21 protein-coding genes are annotated in these 19,523 nt (G+C 68.7%); 8 read left to right on the top strand and 13 right to left on the bottom strand.

Translation table 11 applies throughout. The annotated features are described in order from the left end of the window. Nucleotides 1–169: 169 nt before the first annotated feature. Nucleotides 170–1,288, bottom strand: coding sequence for an FAD-dependent oxidoreductase (locus ABFX55_RS04050; protein WP_346117720.1), 1,119 nt, complete (start codon nt 1,286–1,288; stop codon nt 170–172). A 53-nt stretch (nt 1,289–1,341) separates the two neighbouring features. Between ABFX55_RS04050 and ABFX55_RS04045 the strand changes: the two genes are divergently transcribed. Continuing rightward, nucleotides 1,342–2,034, top strand: a complete 693-nt coding sequence (locus ABFX55_RS04045; protein ID WP_346117718.1) for a TetR/AcrR family transcriptional regulator — start codon at nt 1,342–1,344, stop codon at nt 2,032–2,034. Between the two features lie 188 nt (nt 2,035–2,222). Here the strand turns inward: ABFX55_RS04045 and ABFX55_RS04040 are convergent, their stop codons facing one another. Then, a complete protein-coding gene (locus tag ABFX55_RS04040; RefSeq protein ID WP_346117716.1) occupies nt 2,223–3,008 on the bottom strand; it encodes a TetR/AcrR family transcriptional regulator in 786 nt (261 codons plus the stop codon). 121 nt (nt 3,009–3,129) lie between these two features. Between ABFX55_RS04040 and ABFX55_RS04035 the strand changes: the two genes are divergently transcribed. The 3 genes from ABFX55_RS04035 (at nt 3,130) to ABFX55_RS04025 (ending at nt 5,766) form a co-directional block, all read left to right on the top strand. Continuing rightward, entirely contained in the window at nt 3,130–4,653 is a 1,524-nt protein-coding gene (locus ABFX55_RS04035) for an FAD-dependent monooxygenase (protein ID WP_346117714.1), read from the top strand. A 99-nt stretch (nt 4,654–4,752) separates the two neighbouring features. Continuing rightward, entirely contained in the window at nt 4,753–5,253 is a 501-nt protein-coding gene (locus ABFX55_RS04030; protein ID WP_346117713.1) for a nuclear transport factor 2 family protein, read from the top strand. Between the two features lie 90 nt (nt 5,254–5,343). Then, entirely contained in the window at nt 5,344–5,766 is a 423-nt protein-coding gene (locus tag ABFX55_RS04025; protein ID WP_346118293.1) for a Tn3 family transposase, read from the top strand. Here ABFX55_RS04025 and ABFX55_RS04020 read toward each other — a convergent pair. Further along, nucleotides 5,730–6,632: a GNAT family N-acetyltransferase gene (locus ABFX55_RS04020; RefSeq protein WP_346117711.1), complete on the bottom strand. Its 903-nt coding sequence runs from the start codon at nt 6,630–6,632 to the stop codon at nt 5,730–5,732. The two genes, ABFX55_RS04025 and ABFX55_RS04020, sit on opposite strands and share 37 nt — an antisense overlap. A 409-nt stretch (nt 6,633–7,041) precedes the next feature. Between ABFX55_RS04020 and ABFX55_RS04015 the strand changes: the two genes are divergently transcribed. Both ABFX55_RS04015 and ABFX55_RS04010 read left to right on the top strand, forming a co-directional pair. Beyond that, a complete protein-coding gene (locus tag ABFX55_RS04015) occupies nt 7,042–7,212 on the top strand; it encodes a hypothetical protein (protein WP_346117709.1) in 171 nt (56 codons plus the stop codon). A 324-nt stretch (nt 7,213–7,536) separates the two neighbouring features. Further along, a complete protein-coding gene (locus tag ABFX55_RS04010; protein WP_346117707.1) occupies nt 7,537–7,668 on the top strand; it encodes a hypothetical protein in 132 nt (43 codons plus the stop codon). Here ABFX55_RS04010 and ABFX55_RS04005 read toward each other — a convergent pair. The 5 genes from ABFX55_RS04005 to ABFX55_RS03985 form a co-directional block, all read right to left on the bottom strand. After that, the gene (locus tag ABFX55_RS04005; protein WP_346117705.1) at nt 7,661–8,389 is read right to left on the bottom strand and encodes a hypothetical protein; all 729 of its coding nucleotides are present in this window, start codon (nt 8,387–8,389) and stop codon (nt 7,661–7,663) included. The genes ABFX55_RS04010 and ABFX55_RS04005 overlap by 8 nt on opposite strands. Before the next feature lie 11 nt (nt 8,390–8,400). Then, on the bottom strand, nt 8,401–8,655 hold the full coding sequence (locus tag ABFX55_RS04000) for a hypothetical protein (RefSeq protein ID WP_346117703.1): 255 nt from the start codon (nt 8,653–8,655) through the stop codon (nt 8,401–8,403). Nucleotides 8,656–9,008: 353 nt separating this feature from the next. Further along, complete coding sequence (locus ABFX55_RS03995; protein ID WP_346117701.1) at nt 9,009–9,932, bottom strand: tetratricopeptide repeat protein; 924 nt, start codon at nt 9,930–9,932, stop codon at nt 9,009–9,011. 271 nt (nt 9,933–10,203) lie between these two features. Continuing rightward, a complete protein-coding gene (locus ABFX55_RS03990) occupies nt 10,204–10,989 on the bottom strand; it encodes a MerR family transcriptional regulator (protein WP_346117699.1) in 786 nt (261 codons plus the stop codon). Between the two features lie 164 nt (nt 10,990–11,153). Beyond that, entirely contained in the window at nt 11,154–12,710 is a 1,557-nt protein-coding gene (locus ABFX55_RS03985) for a serine hydrolase domain-containing protein (protein ID WP_346117698.1), read from the bottom strand. A gap of 414 nt (nt 12,711–13,124) precedes the next feature. On the opposite strand from ABFX55_RS03985, the gene ileS reads away from it, so the two are divergent. After that, the gene (gene ileS / locus ABFX55_RS03980; protein ID WP_346117696.1) at nt 13,125–16,082 is read left to right on the top strand and encodes an isoleucine--tRNA ligase; all 2,958 of its coding nucleotides are present in this window, start codon (nt 13,125–13,127) and stop codon (nt 16,080–16,082) included. Here ileS and ABFX55_RS49665 read toward each other — a convergent pair. Together ABFX55_RS49665 and ABFX55_RS03975 are read right to left on the bottom strand one after the other, a co-directional pair. After that, nucleotides 16,006–16,458, bottom strand: coding sequence for a helix-turn-helix domain-containing protein (locus tag ABFX55_RS49665; RefSeq protein ID WP_379479213.1), 453 nt, complete (start codon nt 16,456–16,458; stop codon nt 16,006–16,008). The two genes, ileS and ABFX55_RS49665, sit on opposite strands and share 77 nt — an antisense overlap. 5 nt (nt 16,459–16,463) lie before the next feature. Next, complete coding sequence (locus ABFX55_RS03975; protein ID WP_346117694.1) at nt 16,464–16,751, bottom strand: antibiotic biosynthesis monooxygenase; 288 nt, start codon at nt 16,749–16,751, stop codon at nt 16,464–16,466. Between the two features lie 99 nt (nt 16,752–16,850). Between ABFX55_RS03975 and ABFX55_RS03970 the strand changes: the two genes are divergently transcribed. Further along, nucleotides 16,851–17,423, top strand: coding sequence for a TetR/AcrR family transcriptional regulator (locus tag ABFX55_RS03970; RefSeq protein WP_346117693.1), 573 nt, complete (start codon nt 16,851–16,853; stop codon nt 17,421–17,423). Nucleotides 17,424–17,512: 89 nt separating this feature from the next. Here the strand turns inward: ABFX55_RS03970 and ABFX55_RS03965 are convergent, their stop codons facing one another. The 3 genes from ABFX55_RS03965 to ABFX55_RS03955 form a co-directional block, all read right to left on the bottom strand. Beyond that, the gene (locus tag ABFX55_RS03965; protein ID WP_346117692.1) at nt 17,513–18,160 is read right to left on the bottom strand and encodes a hypothetical protein; all 648 of its coding nucleotides are present in this window, start codon (nt 18,158–18,160) and stop codon (nt 17,513–17,515) included. Nucleotides 18,161–18,300: 140 nt separating this feature from the next. Then, nucleotides 18,301–18,798 carry an AAA family ATPase gene (locus ABFX55_RS03960; protein ID WP_346117691.1) on the bottom strand — a complete coding sequence of 166 codons (498 nt, stop codon included), beginning with the start codon at nt 18,796–18,798 and terminating at the stop codon, nt 18,301–18,303. 221 nt (nt 18,799–19,019) lie between these two features. Further along, nucleotides 19,020–19,493, bottom strand: coding sequence for an RrF2 family transcriptional regulator (locus ABFX55_RS03955; RefSeq protein ID WP_346117690.1), 474 nt, complete (start codon nt 19,491–19,493; stop codon nt 19,020–19,022). Between the last annotated feature and the right edge of the window lie 30 nt (nt 19,494–19,523).

Genomic DNA, 19,523 nt, shown 5'->3' with positions numbered 1-19,523 from the left:
GCGAGGAGGATCGGACCAGATTTTGGCGGTAGCGGGCTGAGGGCTGCGTTCGGTGCAGGCGTCCGTGCGTTCGTCTAACGGTGGTTTCGCCGGAAGGGACTGCGGTGGTGCGGTACTGTCCCGTGAAGCTGTGGCGAGCTGTTAGTACTGGTGCTCTCGCGCTCGGCAGTCAGGACGGCTGGACTTGGTCGAAGAGGGCGAGGGCTTCGGCGGGGTCCGGGCTCACGAGGCGCTCCAGACCGGCCATCGTGATCTTCGCCCACCTGCCAGCCCGTGCCCACATCTGTTCCTCGAAGGCGCGGACGGCCTCGTCCAGATCTCCAGGGCCGGCGGCGATGGACTCGGCGAGCTCGGCGCCTTCCAGCATCGCCAGGTTCGCGCCCGCCCCCAATGGGGGCATCAGATGGGCGGCGTCGCCCAGTAGCGTCACCCCGAAGACGTGGGTCCAGGTGTGGGACATGGGCAGGACGTAGAGGGGGCGGTGGACGAAAGCGGCGCCGTGGCGGAGGAGGCCGAGGACGGGAGCGGCCCAGCCGTCGAACAGAGCCAGCAGACTCGATCGCACAGCCTCGACGTCAGCCAGGTCCAGGTGTGTGTGCCAGTCCAGCGGCGCGCGGAACTGGGCGTACACCTTGACGTGGCCGCCGCTGTTGCGCTGGGCGACGAGAGCTCGGTTCACGCCGTACACAGCCACGGAACCGTCGCCGATCAAGCGGGCGAGGCCAGGGTGGCGGGTGTCGACGTCGTCCAGGGAGGTCTCAACCAAGGTGAAGCCGGTGTAGTGCGGCGTCACCGACGAGACTGCCGGGCGGATCCGAGACCAGGCGCCGTCCGCGCCGACCACGAGGTCGAAGGTCTCCTGTCGCCCGTCCGCGAAATGGACCAGTACGCCATCCCGGGTCCCCGGCACTACCTGCGTCACGCCCCGACCCCACTGGACGTCGAGAGGGCCGAGCAGCAGGTCACGGAGTTGCCCGCGGTCAATCTCGGGATTGGCCCGGTCACCTGGACGGGGTCGCCAGTCGCGCAGGACGGTCCCGTCCGCGTCCAGGATGCGCATGGCCTGCCCCTCGGAGCGAGATAGCGCCTGGAACTCCGCCAGCAGCCCCGCCTTGTCCAGCGCGAGCTGGCCCAGCCCTTCGTGCAGGTCCAGCGTGCCGCCCGGGGGGCGGGCGTCGGGGGCGGGATCGCGTTCGAGGACGGCGACGGGGTAGCCATGGCGGTGCAGGACACGGGCGAAGGTAAGGCCGGCAGGGCCGCTCCCGACAACGGCGATACGATGTCTCATGTCGATACACTGTATTTCCCCAATACGATGCATCGCAACAGAACGGTGTGACCATGACTGTGTGGGACCGGCCGGAGCCGCCGACTCGCCCCGTGCCGCTCGACCGGGAGCGGATCGTCGCCACCGCCATCGCGCTGGCCGACGAGGGCGGGCTGGAAGCGGTGTCGTTGCGCAAGGTCGCCGCCCGGCTGAACGCTGGCCCGATGCGGCTGTACGGATACATCTCCACCAAGCAGGAGCTGTTCGACCTCATGGTGGACGAGGTCCATGCCGAGATTCTCCCCGAGGAGCAGCCCGGTGACTGGCGGGAGGCGCTGCGCATCCTCGCCCATCGCACCAGACAGGCCGCTCTCCGTCACGAATGGCTGGCCGACCTGCTCGGCGGCCGCCCGACCCTGGGCCCGAACGGCCTCGCCGTGACCGAGGCCACGCTGGCCGCCCTCGACGGCCTCGCCGACGTCGACACCGTCATGCGCGCCGTGGAAACTGTCAGCGCCTACTTCACCGGCGCGATCAGGCGAGAGATCGCGAACCTGCGGGCCGAGCGCGCCACGGGCCTGTCCAAGCGCGACTGGCAGCGCGCCTCCGGCCCGCATGTGACGAGAATGTTGGCCACGGGCCGCTTCCCGGCGCTGGCCAAGGCGGTGTACGACGGCACGGACGTGGACGCCGAGGCATCCTTCGCGACCGGACTGGACTGGGTCCTCGACGCCGTGGCCGCCAAACTCACCCGGCCGCCGGCGTGACGCTCAGCTCTCGCCGAATGTGAGCGAGGTCGAGGTCGGTGTCCACGGGCCATACGGGCTTGCGCCGTCACCGATGCTCTGGGTTGCGCCACTCAGGGCGTTGTCACTGCGCCCGACACGGGATGACGGTACTCGGTGTCGGCAAACGATCCAATTCCAACACCCCTTGTGGCGTGCCCAACGAAGACCTACTCGGGGCTGGGGAGGCGCTCGGGAGCTGGGGGCCTTGATGTGGTGGGTGGATGGAGGGTGGTGATGCCGGTGAGGACGAGGTCGATGCCGGTGAGGAATTGTTCGCGGTCGTCGTGCTCGCGCATCTGCTCCGCGATGGCCTGGATGAACGGGTAGTCGTCGGGGTCGAGCTCTTGCCATGCCCTGGATGCGGTGTTGAGGAACTCGGCGCGGTCCGCTTCGGAGCCGGGGACGGTGTCGTCGCCGGTGTTGTGAGAGGTCTGGGCGGTGGCGCCGAGAAGGTAGTGGACCAGTGTCGAGGTCGTGGTGAACCAGTCGCCTTGCGGCACGCCCAGCGTGCGGACCGGCCGGCCGACGCTTTCGAAGATCCGCAATGTCACCGGTCCCCAGGGGTTGCGGGTGAGCTGGACCACGAGCTGGGCGGCGAGCCATGGGTGTTCGGTGACCGCGTCGAACAGGCCGAGTGCGACCGCGCGAATCTCGTCCTGGGGCGTGCCTACAGCCCCGCCGGCTTCGATGGTTCCCGCGGGCTCGGCGGGCCGGGTGGGGCGCGTGTCCAGGGCGGTGGCGACGACGGCGGCGGTCGCGGCCTCCAGCAGCTCGTTCATGTTGCCGATGTGCCAGTAGATCGCGCCGGGACCGGTGGCCAGGCGGCTGGTCAGCGCCCGGACCGTCAGGGCGCCCTCGCCCACCGCGTCCAGCAGCTCGACAGCGGTCTCGACGATGCGCTCCCTGGTGAGCACCTGCCTGAGTCGCTGTGACTGACGTGTCCGTATGGCCATGCCTGTCATTCTGGCAGGTTTGGAGCATTGATCCAACATGGAGTACCGTTCCAATGTTGGAGCGATGCTCCATAAGCTGTCTGGGGTCTCGCCGGGCGGTCCTGATCGAAGGAGGCTCAACGTGTATGACGTGGTGATCGTGGGTGCGGGCCCGGTGGGCCTGTTCCTTGCCGGTGAGCTCGCGCTGGTGGGCTGCTCCGTCCTGGTTCTGGAGCGGGACCAAGAGCGGACTTCGCCGTGGAAGGCGCTCCCGCTGGGGATGCGGGGCCTGAACGCCGGATCGGTCGAGACGTTCTACCGCCGCGGGATGCTGGAAGAGCTGCTGAAAGCCTCAGGCGCCGACGGGAAGCAGATCGGCGCGGACCCCGACGCGCACGAGCCGCCGGCTCCTCGTGACGTGAGCCACTTCGCGGGCATGCGGCTCGACCCGGCCGACATCGACATCGCCGCCCTCCCTTTCCGGCTGCCCGGCCCGGCGATGGAGAGCATCATGACCAGCCTCGACGCGGTCGGGACTGTACTGGTCGAGCGGGCGGCCAGGCTCGGCGTGCAGATCCTGCGAGGCGTTCCCGTCGAGGCCGTGACGCAGGACGGCGACACCGTCGTCACACGAGCCGGCGGGCGCGACTACCAGGCGCGCTGGCTCGTGGGATGCGACGGCGGACGCAGCACGGTGCGCGAACTGGCGGGCTTTGATTTCGTCGGCACCGAACCGCTGTTCACCGGCTACGCCGCCCGCGTCACCTTCGCCGATCCGCAGAAGCTGGACCTGGGCTTCAACCTGACGCCGACCGGCATGTACCTGCGGACGCCCTTCGAGGGACACCTGGGCATGATGGACTTCGACGGCGGCACCTTCGACCGCTCGCAGCCGCTGACGCGCGAGCACCTCCAGACGGTCCTGCGCCGGGTCTCCGGCACCGACGCGACACTCACCGAGGTCCATCTCGCCTCCAGCTTCACCGACCGCGCGATGCAGTCCACGACCTACCGGAACGGCCGTATCCTGCTCGCCGGCGACGCCGCCCACATCCACTCCCCGCTCGGCGGCCAGGGCCTCAACCTCGGCATCGGCGACGCCATGAACCTCGGCTGGAAACTCGCCGCCACCATCCACGGCACCGCACCAGACGGCCTGCTCGACACCTACACCGCCGAACGCCACCCCGTCGGCGCGGCGATCCTCGACTGGTCACGCGCCCAGGTCGCGACCATGAACCCTGGTACCAACGCCCCGGCCCTGCGACGGCTGATCCACGACCTGCTCGACACCCGCGACGGAACCACCCACGTGTTCCGCAGCACCTCAGGACTGTCCCACCGCTACGACCTGGGCAGCGACCAGCCACTCGTCGGCCGGACCGCCCCGGACTTCCGCCTCGGCGACGGCACCCGCCTCGGCGACCTGCTGCGAGAAGGACACGGCGTCGCACTCGACTTCTCCGCCGACCAGCGCCTGCACGACGCGGCGATGAGCTGGAAAGGCCGGATCCGCTACGCGGCCGGGCCGGTGAGCAACGACCTCGGATTCGGCGCCCTGCTGATCCGGCCCGACGGCATCGTGGCCTGGACCGACGGCCACAATCTCGACCCCGAGGCGTTCCGGCACGCCGCGACCCGTTGGTTCGGCGACCCGACACCCTGACAGGACGCCTCAAGCCGACCAGCGCGCGGCGGGCGAACCAGCCCCAAGCGCCCCGGATCCACACCGATTCCGGACACCTTCGAAAGAGCGGGAACTTCCATGCCGAGTGAAAACCCGACCCAGCCCGAGCTGAACAAGGAAGTGGTCCGCCGCTTCTACGAAGCCGTTCTCCGAGTACCCGGCGGCCCGGATTTCGCAACGATCAAAGAGCTGACCGACGAGCAGGAGATCGAGCTCAACTGGGGCCACCCCGACAGCGGCGTTCACAGGGGAGCCGCCATCGGGCCGGCGCGGCATCGGATGCACGAGCTGACCGGGTTGGACATCTCAGCCATCAGCATTGATGAGCTCATTGCTGACGGTCCCACTCGCGTGGTCGTGGTGGCCACGAACAGTGGCACCGACATCCACGGCAACCCGTGGAGGATGACCGTTCTCGAGCTGGTCGACGTGGCGAACGGAAAGATCACCAAAAAGCGTTCGTTCTACCAGGACACCGCGCTTCTACGGGATATCGCACTCGAACGCGAGGCGGCACTCGCGCAGAGGCCGGAGAGGTCTGATCGCCCAGCACGCCCCTTTCGGGAGCGGCCCTGGTAAGGCCCGGTGATTGAGCGGTCTGTGTTCTCCGTAGGTCGTCACTGTCTGTGCTCGCCGGGTGCGTAGCTGCTCCACGAACCCGCAATCGTGATGTCTCACCCCGCTCCCTGGCGGCTGGGGACACGTTCGGGAGCGGATGGCCAACTCGGCTCGCTCGGCCTGATCCTCAACGCCATCGTGCTCTGGACGACCCGCCACATCGACGCCGCCGTCGCCCAGCTCCGTGCCGAGGACATCGCCCGGCTGTCCCCGCTCAAGCACCGCAACCTCAACGTGCTCGGCCGCTACAGCTTCTCCGCCTCCACCCCAACCGCCGGCGCACCGCGGCCCCTGCGCGACCCGGAGGCACCGGAACGCGACGACGACGAGGACGGCGCGGAGCTCACCCGTGTGTGGCCCCGGGCAGGAGTCACAGGAGCGAGCTGTGGGGGCTCGAGTTGTCACACCCCGAGCCCCCACCGATTCCTGTCTCTGGGTCAGATCAGATCGATGCGTTCCTGGGCGATGGGGTAGCCGACCCTCGCGAAGTGGGCGGCCATCGGAACGTTGGTCTGGTCAGTCCCGGCCACGATGCGGTCCACGCCCTCGTCAGCGAGCGTATGCGTGGCCTCGACGAGCAGGTCATAGGCGTATCCGTGGCCGCGGTGCTCGGGCACGACGCCGATGTAGCCGATGAGAGGGTCTCCGTAGTTGCGGGCGGGGACGCTCAGGCCGACGAGTTCCCCGACAGGGTTGTAGGCAAGGCGCCACCACTCGCGCGGGCTCGGCAACCAGCGCAGATAGTCCAGTTCTTCCTGGGCGGCCACGTCCAGCCCGGATGCGGCGACGGTGCGGCGCACATGGGCGTCGAGACTGCCCTGGTGAATACGACGGAAGACGTCGAGGATCGCCGCGTCGTCGGGCTCGGGACGGAATTCGAGGCGGCCCGGGCGCGCGGGCACGCCGCAGTCCGGCGTCCAGCGGTAGCGGAACCGCTCGACCAGAGGAGACATTCCTGCGGCGATGGCCGCGTCAATCCGGGCCTGGGCCTGCTCCCGGACTGCGGGGACGTCGCGCCAGCCGGGCGGCAGCTTGAGTGAGTACTCAGCCTGCAGCGGCGAGTCGCGGAGCAGTTGTACGGCCGCACTGGCGTCCGTGAAGTCGAACCAGTCCAGAGCGACCGGCTTGTCGTCCTTCGGCCCGGCCCACCAAGCTGCCCGCGCAACGACGGCGCCGTCACGCAGGGCCACCCAGGTCCACTCAGGGCGGTACTCACCGGCGGCGGCCATCCCGCTGTAGGTGTCGCCGAAGGCGGCGAAGCCGACCAGGCCTGGATCGGGCAGGGATTCGAAAAGTGCTTCTTCGCCTGTGGCGAGGGGGCGGATGACCAGATCGGTCACGTGAGGGGTCCTTCCGGGTAGCGACGCGCTCCCCTTCAGATCCTCGGCGTCCTCGGAACGGGGTGGGAGCACATGAGAGTCAGCTGGCTCACGGTTCCCACCTCCTTTTTGCGGTCGAGGACGCGAGCGAAGCGTAACAGCGTGATCGAATAACCGACAACAGCATTCGGCCTGCCGCACGCACCGCATCTCGACCCGCCCAAACATGGCCTGCGGTACATCGGAACAAACTCCGGCGCCACCGGCGACCCCAGGCCAGGAGCGTCACGCACGGTCATTCTCATAAATGTTCATCTGTGAGAGTTCTGCGACAAATCCAACAGCACACAGTTCAATTGTGAACCAACGCGGACCTGCGCCGTTGCACCTTTCCGGCTTACTTGGTCTGCCCCTTCCGACGTGCCAGATCGTGACCGTGCGCGCGCTCGACGGCCCTGACGAGGTGGCCGTGGTAGCAGGCAGGTCCAGACCGCCCAGCTGGTCGTTGATGGCGTGGTGCGCGGTCTGGAACCAGTTGGAAAGGGCCTGCCCCACCCTTGAGGACGCCTGGGCGCTGGCAGGGCGCCCGTGGATGATCTAGAGCCCGCTGAGGGTGACAAGGGCGTCGGCGTCGAGATCGTCGTGGGGGAGCTTCAGACGCCTTCCTGCCCGGCGTGCGGGACTCGCGACGCGCTCGATACCGCCGCCATCTACGGTTTCACCCCCAAGGAGAGCTTCCACGTTCGCTGTGTGCAATGAGTGCGGGTGGTCGCCGTTTCGCGCGGCCAGGCCGGGCGCCTGTGAACGCCGAAGGGCCGCCCACCGGCCGTACCCCAGGAGTCGGTACGGCCGGTGCTGCGGCCCGCAGCTATTCGTGTTCCACCACGGCGTAGCCTCGCGGCAGCGACGCCCGCAGAGGCAGGTCTTGCACTCGTGGACGCCCGGGGGCGGTCTCGACGTGCCCGACGCCCAGCCACAGGTGGGCGTCGGGCACGTCGGCTCGTGGAACGTGGACCAGGCCCGCTACGAGCGGGCCCTGGCGGACTTCATCAGCTGACCTTGGACTCGGCGGCCTTCCAGGTGTTGCACGCCTTGGGGCTGGCGGCCTGGTAACCCTGGGTGAACCAGTAGAGCTCGTTCTTGGTCACCTTCGAGTGCCAGTGCTTGCGGTAGCCCTCGTAGACCGGATTGGGAGCCTCTGCGCGCAGTAGCGGCTTCCAGTTCTTGGCCGTGCGGCCCAGGGCCTTCATTGTCGCCCCGGCCAGGCAGTCCTGCTGGTAGCCGAAGCGGCGGCGGTGCTCGTCGAGCACCTTCTCGTTGCCGTCGTTCGGCAGCGCCGAGTAGGCGCGGCCGATCCCGGTCTGGCCCTGGATCACCCCCGCGAAGGCGCCGGCGAACTGGACCTGGATGGCCAGGTCGTCCTTGGCCTTGATCCAGTCGTTGGAGAGACGCACGTCGACGCCGTAGCACAGGTCGATGAAGGAGTCCTTGAACTCGACCCCGGTGCAGGTCCCCTTGGAGGCCTTGAGGAACTTGACGTCGACGTCCTCATAATCGGAGATCAACGGACCCCAGGCCTTGTTGAGGCAGCCGACCAGGTTCTTGACGTACTTCTCGGTCGAAGCCTTGCTGGTGCCCTTGTCCAGCGAGCACTTGATCTTGGCCAGCCTGCCTTTCTTGTAGAGCTCGTTATGGGTCAGCTCGGGTGCGCCGATCACGGGGTCGGCCGCGGCAGGACCGGCCAGCAGGGCCAATCCGGTGAGGACATTGACGATCACGAGAGCGGATATTAGGGCACTTTCTGCACAGTGCGATAGCGCTTGACCAGCTCGGCCCGCCACTCGGCGGCCGCGTGCCTCGGCCTGGCGCCGAACCTCACGTAGGCCGGCGTCGGCATCCGCAGGGCCGGCAGGAAGGCCGCCGCCAGGAGTGCGCCCCCAAGCAGGGCCAGCATCACCGCGCGGTGGCGGAGGAGCACGGTGCTGGTGGGGTCGTCGGTCATGGCGCCGTAGGCGGTGGCCAGTTTCGCGGATCCCGCCCGCATCGGCCGCCGCCGCCATCAGCAACCCGGCGACGGCCACACCGTAACCTCCATACACGGCGCGGATCTCGGTCCGGGCCTCGACCGAGTCGGCGACGATCCGGAAAGGTCTGATCAGTGCGGCGGGCGCCATCGCCATGCGCTACCTCCGCTGGCAGGCTCTACGCCGTTGCGGGAGCCGAAAGGGGCGATCCCGTGGAGGAGGCCGCGCCGGCGCAGCGCTCCACCATCCCGGACGCGCTCGCCGCGCGCCTCTCGATAGTGGAGGGTCGCGCCGATCCAACCGCGCTTCGGGCTGATCGTTGCCGCGCCGGACTCACCAAAGGATATGGGTCCGACCTGCATGGATGCCGCGCTCAGACCATGTCGGTGAAGAAGCAGGTGTTGCCGCTGAGCCGGAGCGGGCGTCCCGGCGGGAGCGGTGATTCCAGCGGCTCGTCCAGGGGGATACCCGACCAGTCGATGCGCGGGAAGTCGTCTGGATCTTCCGGAATCCGGTCGTTCAGGTCGTACTCGCTGATGCGTCGGCCGGGGCGATGGATCTGCAGGACCAGCTCCGCTTCCTCATCCTCCAGGTCTTCCATGATCAGGTAGTGGTCATCACCGATGTTCTGGTCGACGTGGGCTCGCGCATCGGCGACGGACCCGAACAGCAGGTGCTCGAAGGTCCAGTCGTTGTTTGAGATCCAGAAGGCGCCACGGATCAGGGCGAACCCGTGACGTCCGTGGCTCATCTCGTTCGGCGACCGCCGAACGGCAGGCACCGAGCCAAGGCGCTTCAGGCTGGATCTGGCACAGCGGTCCCAGGGGTCGCGGCGCAGCGCCTCTTCGTAGGCGGCGACGGCGCCGTCGCGGTCGCCGCACCAGGTGAGCGCATGGCCCAGGTACAACGGCACGAGGGAGTCGTCGGGGTCGCCGTGCAAGGCCGCTCGCGCCGCCTGAACGGCTTGCTCGGCGAGGGGACGGCTGACGCCCTCCTGGTCATCGTCGATCCCGTTGAACGCAGTCCCGTCGTCGTCATCGAAATCCGATGCGACCTTGACCAGAGCAGTCTGCCGCAGGGCGAACGTCGCGGCCATCGCGCGCAGGACGCCGACCGTGGCGGCGGTCTCGGCGTCGCCGGCACGCGCTTCCTCCTCCACCTCGTCGCAGCAGCGGCGCGCTCCGGACAGCAGGTCGGCGATCTTCGGTTCCTCGGGGAACCAGCGGAGCAGGAACTCGCACTCGGCGAGCAACTGGCTCGCGTTCACCAGATGGTCGTGCTGATCTTGTTCGCCCATGCGCCCGGAGGATAGCGAACCGGTCGATCCAGAAGAATGGCCATAGGAATCATGTTTGTCATAGGCCCAGCGATCGGCAGGCCCAACGGACCGACAGCAGCGCGTGAACCTTGAACGCGGTCCCGCAGCCGCTGTGGGTCCGCGACACGCTGTTCTGATCCGCGCCCCACCCGGGCGGCACGCCCGGCGTGACGCCGTGCAGTCGCTCCAGCGGTGTCTGCGGGCAGGCCCCCGGCCGGTCGCCGGGCCGAAGGATCGGAGCACGGCGCGGTCAGTGGGAGTCCGGTCTGGGGATATGGATACCCGCGGCACGGAGCTTGGTCTCGAAAAGCGCGGCCAGCCGCGCCGCGGCCGGCGTCTGCTCTTCGCCGTGGTGGGCGATCAGCGTGTACCGGGTCGCGGCCTCGGTGCGGGCTTGCAGGCCGGTGACGGTCTTCAGCAGTGCGGGGTCGGCGAGGTAGTGGTCGGCCGCGGCGGTGGCGAGTTCGGCGATGCGGGGGTCGTCCGGTTCCCAGGTCGCGGCTTCGGCTGCGCGCTTGGCCAAGGCGACGAGCCTGGTGTCTTCGAGGGCGTGCTCGAACTGGGTGAGGTAGTCGTCGAAGCCTTCTGGAACCAGGGCCCTGGCCAGCACCCAGCCCTCCCTGGTCGCCGCCACCTCCTCCTCGGCGAATCCGAGGCCGAGCATCCGCTCCAGCAGCCCCACAGCGCGGTCGGGCAGCAGAGCCCGGTCACCGTCGGCGAGCCGATGCAGCGTGTCACGCCGCGCGATCAACTCCTCGATCCGTTCGGTGAGTTGCCGCTCGACGTCGGCGAGCGCGGCGGCGAACAGCGCGGCATCGGCGTCGAGCAGGGGCTTGATCTCGGCCAGCGGCACCCCGGCGGCGGCCAGCGTCCGGACCTGCACCAGCCGCAACAGATCGGCCGATCCGTAGCGCCGGTAGCCGGAGCTGTCGCGTTCCGGCTCCTCGACCAGGCCGAGGTTGTGGTAGTGCCGCACCGTCTTCACCGTGACGCCGACGAATGCCGCCGCCTGCCCGATCGTGACTCCGTTCCTCATCTGCTCAGCCTGCCTTGTGCTCGAGCTCGGCGACCACGCGCACCACCGCCGAGCGTATGGACGGGCCACGCCGAGCCCGTTGAGCTCGGCGTGGCCCCGGTTCGCGTTCTCCCTGATGCACGACCGGAAGGGGTCGCCTCTCGAGGCGTACGGGTCACAGGTGCTCAGTCCGTCGGCTGAGCCGGATCGGCCTGCCCACCGCAGAACACCTCGTTGACGAGCCTCTGTCGGGCGTTCTGGAATGCTGCTGCGATGGACAAGTCGGCGTCGTCCACGCAGTTCAGCGCGGCGATCAGGGTCTTGCTGCCGTCGGGCGTGCCGTACATCAGCGCCGCGTGGCCCACGGCGGCGCCGTTGTGGCAGATGACGGTGCCGCCGCCGTCCGTGTTCACCACGAACACTCCCAGGCCGTAGTCCATGTTCGGGATGCCCGTCGGGTGCGGGGTGCACATCTCGGCCAGCAGCGGGGACGGCAGGAGCTTGCCGCCCAGCAGCGCGGAGATGAACGTGTGAAGGTCCTGGGTGGTCGAGATCATGTCGCCGCCGCTGGAGATCCAGGAGGGGTTCTGGCGGGTGACGTCGATCGTCTTCTGCTCGCCGGCGTCCTCGTACCGGTAGTAGGCGTGGGCGTGCGGCTCGGGGATCTCCGGCGAGGCGTCCGGCACCACGGTGCCCGACAGCCCGAGCGGCCCCAGGATCAGCCGCTGCATCTCCTCGGCGACCGAACGGCCGGTGACCTTCTCGATCAGCAGCCTGGCCAGCACGTAGTTGGTGTTGGAATAGCTCCAGCCCGTTCCCGGCTCGAACCGCGCCGGCTTCGACAACGCCAGCTCCACCAGTTCCTGCGGCCGGTAGGTCTTGAACCGGTTGTCCATCCACTCCTTGCCCGTGGTGCTGTAGGGGATGGGGATCCCCGGCGTGACCGTCCCGTCGTCGTAGACCTCGCCGCTGAAGTTGAACACCCCGCTGGTGTGCTGCAACAGCATCCGCACCGTGATCCGCTCGTCCAGCCCGAACTCGGGCAGGTAGTCCGCCGCCGGGGTGTCCAGCCCGACCTTGCCCTCGGCCACCAGTTGCAGCACCAGGGTCGCGGTGAAGGTCTTGGTGTTGCTGCCGATCCGGACATGCCCGTTCGTCGGCGGCTTCGCGGCCCCGCCCAACTCGGCCGTCCCGGCGCTGCCGACCCACTCGCCCCGCTCATCGTGCACGCGCAGCGACACCCCGACGAAACCGGACTCGACGATCTCCTCGATCGCCTTCTGTAGCTCGGGGCGATCCTGCCGGGCAGCAGCCGCCGGCGCAGCCCCGCTGTCCGCAGTGGCCACCCCGGCGGCGTCGAGGGCGGCGGCGATCTTGCGGGCCATCTCGGCCGTGGTGCTGGGCTTGCCCGGGGGGATCTGGGCGGATTCGACGGCGAGGAGGATGGTGCTGCGGAAGTTGTCGGCCTCTGCCGGAGCTTGCTTGCCGAGCAGCTTCATGGCTGCGGTCAGGGCCGGCAGTACCCGGTCGGCGAGTTCGGCGACGCTCTTGCCCTGCAGTTCGATGTCCTTGGCCTTCGCGGCGAGCACGTGCCCGACCAGACCGGTCGCCGATGTCAGGGCGATGGAGGCACTCGTGGCGGCTTTGTGAGGCGTGCCGGTGGCGGCGGCCATCAGCGACACGGCGCCGTACGCGGCGGTCCGCAGGGTGCTCTTGTCCTGGTCGGAAAGGGTGATGGACATGGTGGTCTGCTCCATTGAATCTGCTGTGTCCGGTCGGCGTCGTGCCGCTGCGCCGAGCTTCCACCCTGACCCAAGGTCAACCTCAACCGTGATCTAGCTCACAGCTACTCCTGGGGTTGGAACAGCTTCGGGAGCGATCATGACGCCCGGGTCCCTCGACCACGTCCGCCCCCAGCCCTGTTCAGATAACGGCTGGCGAAAGATCGGGGTTGTCCCGCTATGCTGCCGGGCACAGGCGTTGATCCGGCCATCACCGGGAAGCCTCCGGAAGAACGGCTCGCGAGGGCTCAGTAGAACCGGACGGGGCCGGCCCGTCACAGCCGAAGAACGAGTGGGCGTCTCGACGCCAAGCGGGGTGGTACCGCGGAGGAGTCTCCGTCCTCGCATCCGACCGATGGATGTGAGGAGTGCGCAGTGTCCGAACCAGTGTTCCCCCAGGTCGAGCAGCGCATTCTCGACTTCTGGGCGCACGACCGTACGTTCGAGGCGTCCATCGGCGGGGACGAGGAGTTCGTCTTCTACGACGGCCCGCCGTTCGCCAACGGCCTGCCCCACTACGGCCACCTGCTGACCGGGTACATCAAGGACGCCGTCCCCCGCTACCAGACGATGCGCGGCAAGCGGGTCGAGCGGCGGTTCGGGTGGGACTGCCACGGGCTGCCCGCCGAGGTTGACGCCGAAAAGCAGCTCGGCATCACCGGCAAGGCCGACATCCTGCGGCTGGGCATCGGCGCGTTCAACGCGGCGACCAGGGAATCGGTCCTGCGCTACACCCGCGAGTGGGAGCGGTACGTCACCCGGCAGGCCCGCTGGGTGGACTTCGCCGGCGACTACAAGACGCTCGACGTCGACTACATGGAGAGCGTCCTGTGGGCCTTCAAGACGCTGCACGACAAGGGCCTGGTCTACGAGGGTCACCGGGTGCTGGCCTACTGCTGGCGGTGCGAGACGCCGCTGTCGGCCACCGAGACCAAGATGGACGACACCTACCGCGACCGCCGGGATCCGGCGCTGACGGTGACCTTCCCGCTGGAGACCGGCGAGAAGGCGCTGGTCTGGACGACGACACCGTGGACCCTGCCGGGCAACCAGGCGCTGGCCGTCGGCCCCGACCTGGACTACGCGGTGGCGGAGCTGGACGGCGAGCGGTACGTGGTCGGTCGTGACGCCGTGCCGGAGGGCGCGACGGTCGTCGAGGTGTTCAAGGGCCGGGAGCTCGTCGGCAGGAGCTACGTCCCGCCGTTCGACTTCGTCGAGGGCGATTTCCGGATCCTGGCGGCCGGCTTCGTCGACGCGGGGGAGGGCACCGGCATCGTGCACCTGGCGCCCGCGTTCGGCGAGGACGACCACGAGGTGTGCGCCGCGGCGGGCATCGCGCCGGTCATGACGGTGGACGAGCGCACCCGTTTCACCGCGCTCGTGCCCCCGTTCGAGGGGCTGCAGGTGTTCGAGGCCAACGGGCCGATCATCGACGATCTGCGGGCGCGCGGGCTCGTGCACCGGCACGAGAGCCACGTTCACTCCTATCCGCATTGCTGGCGGTGCGACACGCCGCTGGTCTACAAGGCGGTGTCGAGCTGGTTCGTGGCGGTCACCAAGGTGCGTGACCGGATGGTCGAGCTCAACAAGGAGATCACCTGGGTGCCCGGCCACGTCGGCGAGGGCCAGTTCGGCAAGTGGCTGGAGGGGGCGCGCGACTGGTCGATCAGCCGCCGCAGGTTCTGGGGCGCGCCGATCCCGGTGTGGAAGTCCGACGACCCGGCCTACCCTCGGCTGGACGTGTACGGCTCGGTCGAGGAGCTGGAACGGGATTTCGGCACCCAGGTGACGGATCTGCACCGGCCGTACATCGATGAGCTGACGCGGCCGAACCCGGACGATCCGACCGGCCGTTCCACCATGCGCCGGGTGCCTGAGGTGCTCGACTGCTGGTTCGAGTCGGGCTCCATGCCGTACGCGCAGGCGCACTACCCGTTCGAGAACCGGGAGTGGTTCGAGTCGCACTACCCCGGCGACTTCATCGTGGAGTACACCGCGCAGACGCGCGGCTGGTTCTACACGCTGCACGTGCTGGCCACGGCGCTGTTCGACCGGCCCGCCTTCCGCACCGCGCTCGTGCACGGCACCCTGCTGAGCGACGTCGGCAGGAAGATGTCCAAGAGCCTGTCGAACTACCCGGACGTCTACGAGATGTTCGACCGGTACGGGTCCGACGCGATGCGCTGGATGCTGTTGTCGTCGCCGGTGATGCGCGGCGGCGACATGGCGGTGTCGGAGCAGGCCGTGCGCGACGCCGTCCGGCAGGTGCTGATGCCGCTGTGGAGCGTGTGGTCGTTCTACTCCCTGTACAGGGGCGGTCGGGAGACGGAGTCGGACCATCCGCTCGACCGATACGCCCTGGCCAAAACCGACCGGCTCGTCGCCGACGTGACCGCCCGGATGGACGCCTTCGACCTGTCGGGGGCGTGCGGCTCGGTGCGGACCTTCCTCGACGTGCTCACCAACTGGTACGTGCGCCGTTCGCGGACCAGGTTCTGGACCGGCGACCCGCAGGCGCTCGGCACCCTCCACACCGTGCTGGAGGTGCTGACCCGGGTCATGGCGCCGCTGGCACCGCTGGTGACGGAGGAGATCTGGAAGGGCCTGACCGGCGGCCGCAGCGTGCATCTGACGCCGTTTCCCCGCCCTCAGGGGAGAGACGAGGACCTGGTCACCGCGATGGACGAGGTACGCGAGGTGTGCTCCACGGCCCTGGCGCTGCGCAAGGCGGCGGGGCTGCGGGTGCGCCTGCCGCTGCCCCGGCTGACGGTGGCGACGCCCGCGTTCGCCCGGCTGGCGCCGTTCGTGGCGCTGATCGAGCAGGAGGTCAACGTCAAGGAGGTCGTCCTCACCGGCGATCTCGGCGAGGTGAGCGAGCAGGTGCTCACCGTCGTCCCGAGGGTCTGCGGCCCGCGGCTGGGACCTGACGTGCAACGCGTGATCAAGGCGGTGCGCGCGGGCGACTGGGCGTTGGACGGCGGGGTGGTGACGGCGGGCGGCGTCGAACTCCTGCCAGGGGAGTACGAGCTCCGCAGCGTCGCCGCCGACGCGGACCACTCGGCCGCCATCCCGGGCGGCGTGCTGGTCCTGGACGTGGCCGTGACCCCCGAACTGTTCCTGGAGGGTGTGGCGCGTGACCTCATCCGCGCCGTCCAGCAGGCCAGGCGCGAGGCGGGGTTCGAGGTGGCCGACCGGGTCCGTGTGCGGATCGAGGGCGGCGAGGAGGTGGCGGCGGCGGTGGCCGCGCACCGCGACCTCATCGCCGCGGAGACGCTCGCCGATGAGGTGCGACACGTTCCCGGCGAGAGCGTGGTCGCGAGAGTTGAACGATGATCCCCTTGGCGGGTAGCGGTGTACTGCGCACGTGCGTCCAGGTGGCCCGGATCCAGGCTCCGTCCTGGTGGTTGCGGACCCAAAGGCGCGGGACGCCCGCGAGCAGAAGCGCTACCTGACGCGGGGCATCGGCCGGGGCATCGAACCGGCCACCGGTGAACCGGTGCACTGCCGCGCGCACCGTGACCGGGTCGCATTCCAGCCGGTCGGCGATCTGCGACACGGTCAGCCCCCGGCCCGGCCACCGGACGCACTCCCGCCGCCGCCGCTCGTTCAGTGAAAGCTCACACCCTGCTGCTCGGGCGTCAACTCCACCGTCAGGAGCTTCGGCACCACCATTTCTGCCGAAGCTCCCAACGGGGAGCTGACCTCCCAAGACCGTTAGCGCGACACAAGGAAGTGGACCTCGCGGGGCCTGACCTCCAGGTCGCTCAGGCCGTCGGGCGTCGCGTCCATCTCGCGGGCGAGGTCGGCCGTCGCCAAGAAGGCCTCCTCGGACTCGAACGCGCCGGTGGTGACGACGGCGTCGCCGTCCGGGGTGACCCAGACCCCGACGGACTCGAAGCCCGGCTGCCGTCGCATCGCCTCGGCGACCTGGTGGCACTCGGCGAGGAACGCCTCGACATGCTCGGGGGCAGGGTAGTGGAAGGCAACGAAACCAAAGGACATGACGTGTCCCCTCTCGGGTTATACGATACCGTACAACGTGAGGCTAGACCTGTTATACGGCTTCGTACAACAGGGCTGACAGGGTGAGGTGGGCCACCGATGGGCGCGTTGCGCACACCGCGGGAGCAGTGGGTCGAGGAGGGGCTGCGCGCGCTGGCCGCAGGCGGTGTGGACGCGGTGCGGATCGAGGCGCTCGCCAAGGCGCTGGGGGTGACCAAGGGAGGCTTCTACGGCTACTTCGCCGACCGCGACGCACTGCTGACCGAGATGCTGGACACCTGGGAGCGCGAGAGCATCGACGACGTGATCGACCGAGTCGACCGGGAGTGCGGCAACCCGCGCGACAAGGTCCGCCTGGCCGGGCAGCTCACCTTCTCGAGCGACCGCCTGCTGCCCATCGACCTGGCCATCCGCGAATGGGCCCGCCGCGACCACGCCGTCGCCGCCCGCCTGCGCCGCGTGGACAACAAGCGCATTCAGTTGGCGCGCGACGCCATCAGCACCTTCTGCGCCGACCCTGACGAAGTCGAGGCGCGCGCCCTGCTCGCATTCTGTATGGCCATCGGCAGCCACTTCCTCGCCGCCGACCACCCCGGCCGCACCCGCGCCCCGGTCATCGCCCGCGCCGCCGACATCATCCTCGACCTCCCACACGATGACCCCGGTGGATGACACCGCTGCGATCGTGGCGGTCGCTCAGTGGTCCAGGGCGGCGAGGTGCCCGTTGACGGTGTTCGCCTCTCAACGTTGGCAACGCGGGGTCATTCGTCGTCGGGATCTGCCGGTTCCACGGCCGGTGCGATCTGCAGTGGCGTAGCGGCCCCGCCGGCGATCTCGCGCCCTTGATTCAGTGTGTAGTCAAGCTGCCTGGCCAGGTGTGGGAGGGTCGCCGGAGGGAGATACGCATCAGCGCCGGCGTCGAGCAGGCGTCGGACCGGGCCGTGGTACTGAACTCCGAGCTCGTGGTCCTCGATCTCGGTGACGATGACGCGAGCTTTCGGGAACATCGATCGGAGCGCCCCGATCAGCTGCGGGCTGCCTGGAGGCACCAGCAGCACATCGGCTGTCGCGGGAGCCGCATGCATGTCGAGTACCACGTAATCGGGGCCGAGTTGGGTGGACAGCGCCACCCGGGCCGCGGTCGACAGCTCCATCGCGGTGGCCACGACGGTGACGCTCTCGTAGTCGACTGGTGCTTGATCGTTGGCCTCATCTGGCGCGTCGCGATCGACGATGGCGCCTTGGACCACGCTGATGGTGCTGGAGATCGTCGCTATCGACGCGCCGTCACGCGTGACGATCACGTTCTCGCCAGGCGCGAGGGCGTCGATGAGCGCCACGATGTCTTCGGGGAGACGGGTCACGTCGATTCGCTGCGTGGAGCGTGCGGCGCGCTTGCGGATCACCATGCCTGGGACACCCCCACGGCGTCGAGGACAGGTTGCGTCATGCGCAGCCCCGGTCGATCGTCGAACGGCCTGCCACGGTGAACCAGGCGGCCCCGGAAGGCTCCATCGGCCCGACGACTGATCGCCGCACGAAGACCCGGTCAGGCATCTTCGGCAATCATCACGGCCACTTCGGCGGCTGAAATGTGCGTGGTGTCGAACACCTCTGCACTCTCCCGCAACCATGGCAAGGCGTCCCGGTACACCTCCAGGTGGTTCAGCCGCCACTGCCGGGCGGCCACCCCAACCGAGTCACGTTCGATCCGCTGCACCAACGCATCCTCGTTGGCGTGGAGAAGGATGTGCCGGACCGGAAGGCCGTGTCCTGCCGGCGCGAACAAGATCTCCTGGTGGTACTGCTGTCGTAGCAGGGTCATCGGAACCACGAGCGGGACGCCCCTGTGCCTGGCGAGCTGGTTGATCGTCTCAGCGGCCAGCGCGCGCCAGGCTGGCCAGTTCTGGAAGTCGTTGATCTCCTCGTTGATGACATGCCTCAAGCAGTAGCCGACCGTTTCGGGGTCGAAGAGGTGAGCGTTGGCAAGCAGGGCCATCAGGTGGTCGGAGGTCGTCGTCTTGCCCGCACCGAAGGTGCCGTTCAACCAAATGATCATATGAGCCCCTTCTGATGCTTGGATCTTGTTGGATGCAGCAACACGATCAATGGTTCGAGGCCACGCCGAGATCATGCCGCCGGAAGGGCGGTGAGAGTGCGGCGGCGGTCGATGCGCAGCTGGATCTCCCCGTACGAGGCCATATTCGTCTGAAACAGCGGGTCCATCCCCGCTCCATGCGCCGGGAGCTCAGCAGCCCGCGCTGCGCTCTACGTCGTTCCGGTCAGGCGCTGCCGGGTGCGGGGCGGCGCGGACGGGGGCAGTGTGGCCAGGATGTCGGCGAGGGTGACCTCGGCCAGGCTGCTGCGCCACGCCTGGTGGGCTTCGGCCATCTTCTCGGCCAGGACGCAGGTGCGCAGGCACTCCTCGGGCGGCAGCGCTCCCCGTCCCTGCTGGCGGATCTCGCGGCACTCATACGGTGAGGACGTCCCGGCGACGGCCTCGACGATCTGCAGGAGCGTGATCTCGGAGGCGGAGCGCGCGAGCCGGAATCCGCCCCGCGGCCCGGTGGTGGCGGCCAGCAGGCCGGCCCGGACGAGCGCCTGCAGCTGCTTGGCCAGATAGGGCGCCGGAAGGTCGTAGTACTGCGCGAGCTGTGTCGTCGACGCAGTCGCCCCCTGATCGAGCTGTGCCAGCGACGTGGCGCAGTGCAGGACCCATTCCGTGCTCACAGGCAGCTTCACAGCCCCGAGTCTATCGCAGACATTGCGGAC

The sequence above is a fragment of the Nonomuraea roseola genome, assembly GCF_039535395.1.
GTDB classification, from domain to species: Bacteria; Actinomycetota; Actinomycetes; order Streptosporangiales; family Streptosporangiaceae; genus Nonomuraea; species Nonomuraea roseola.
This window is presented reverse-complemented; position numbering and strand designations above follow the sequence as displayed.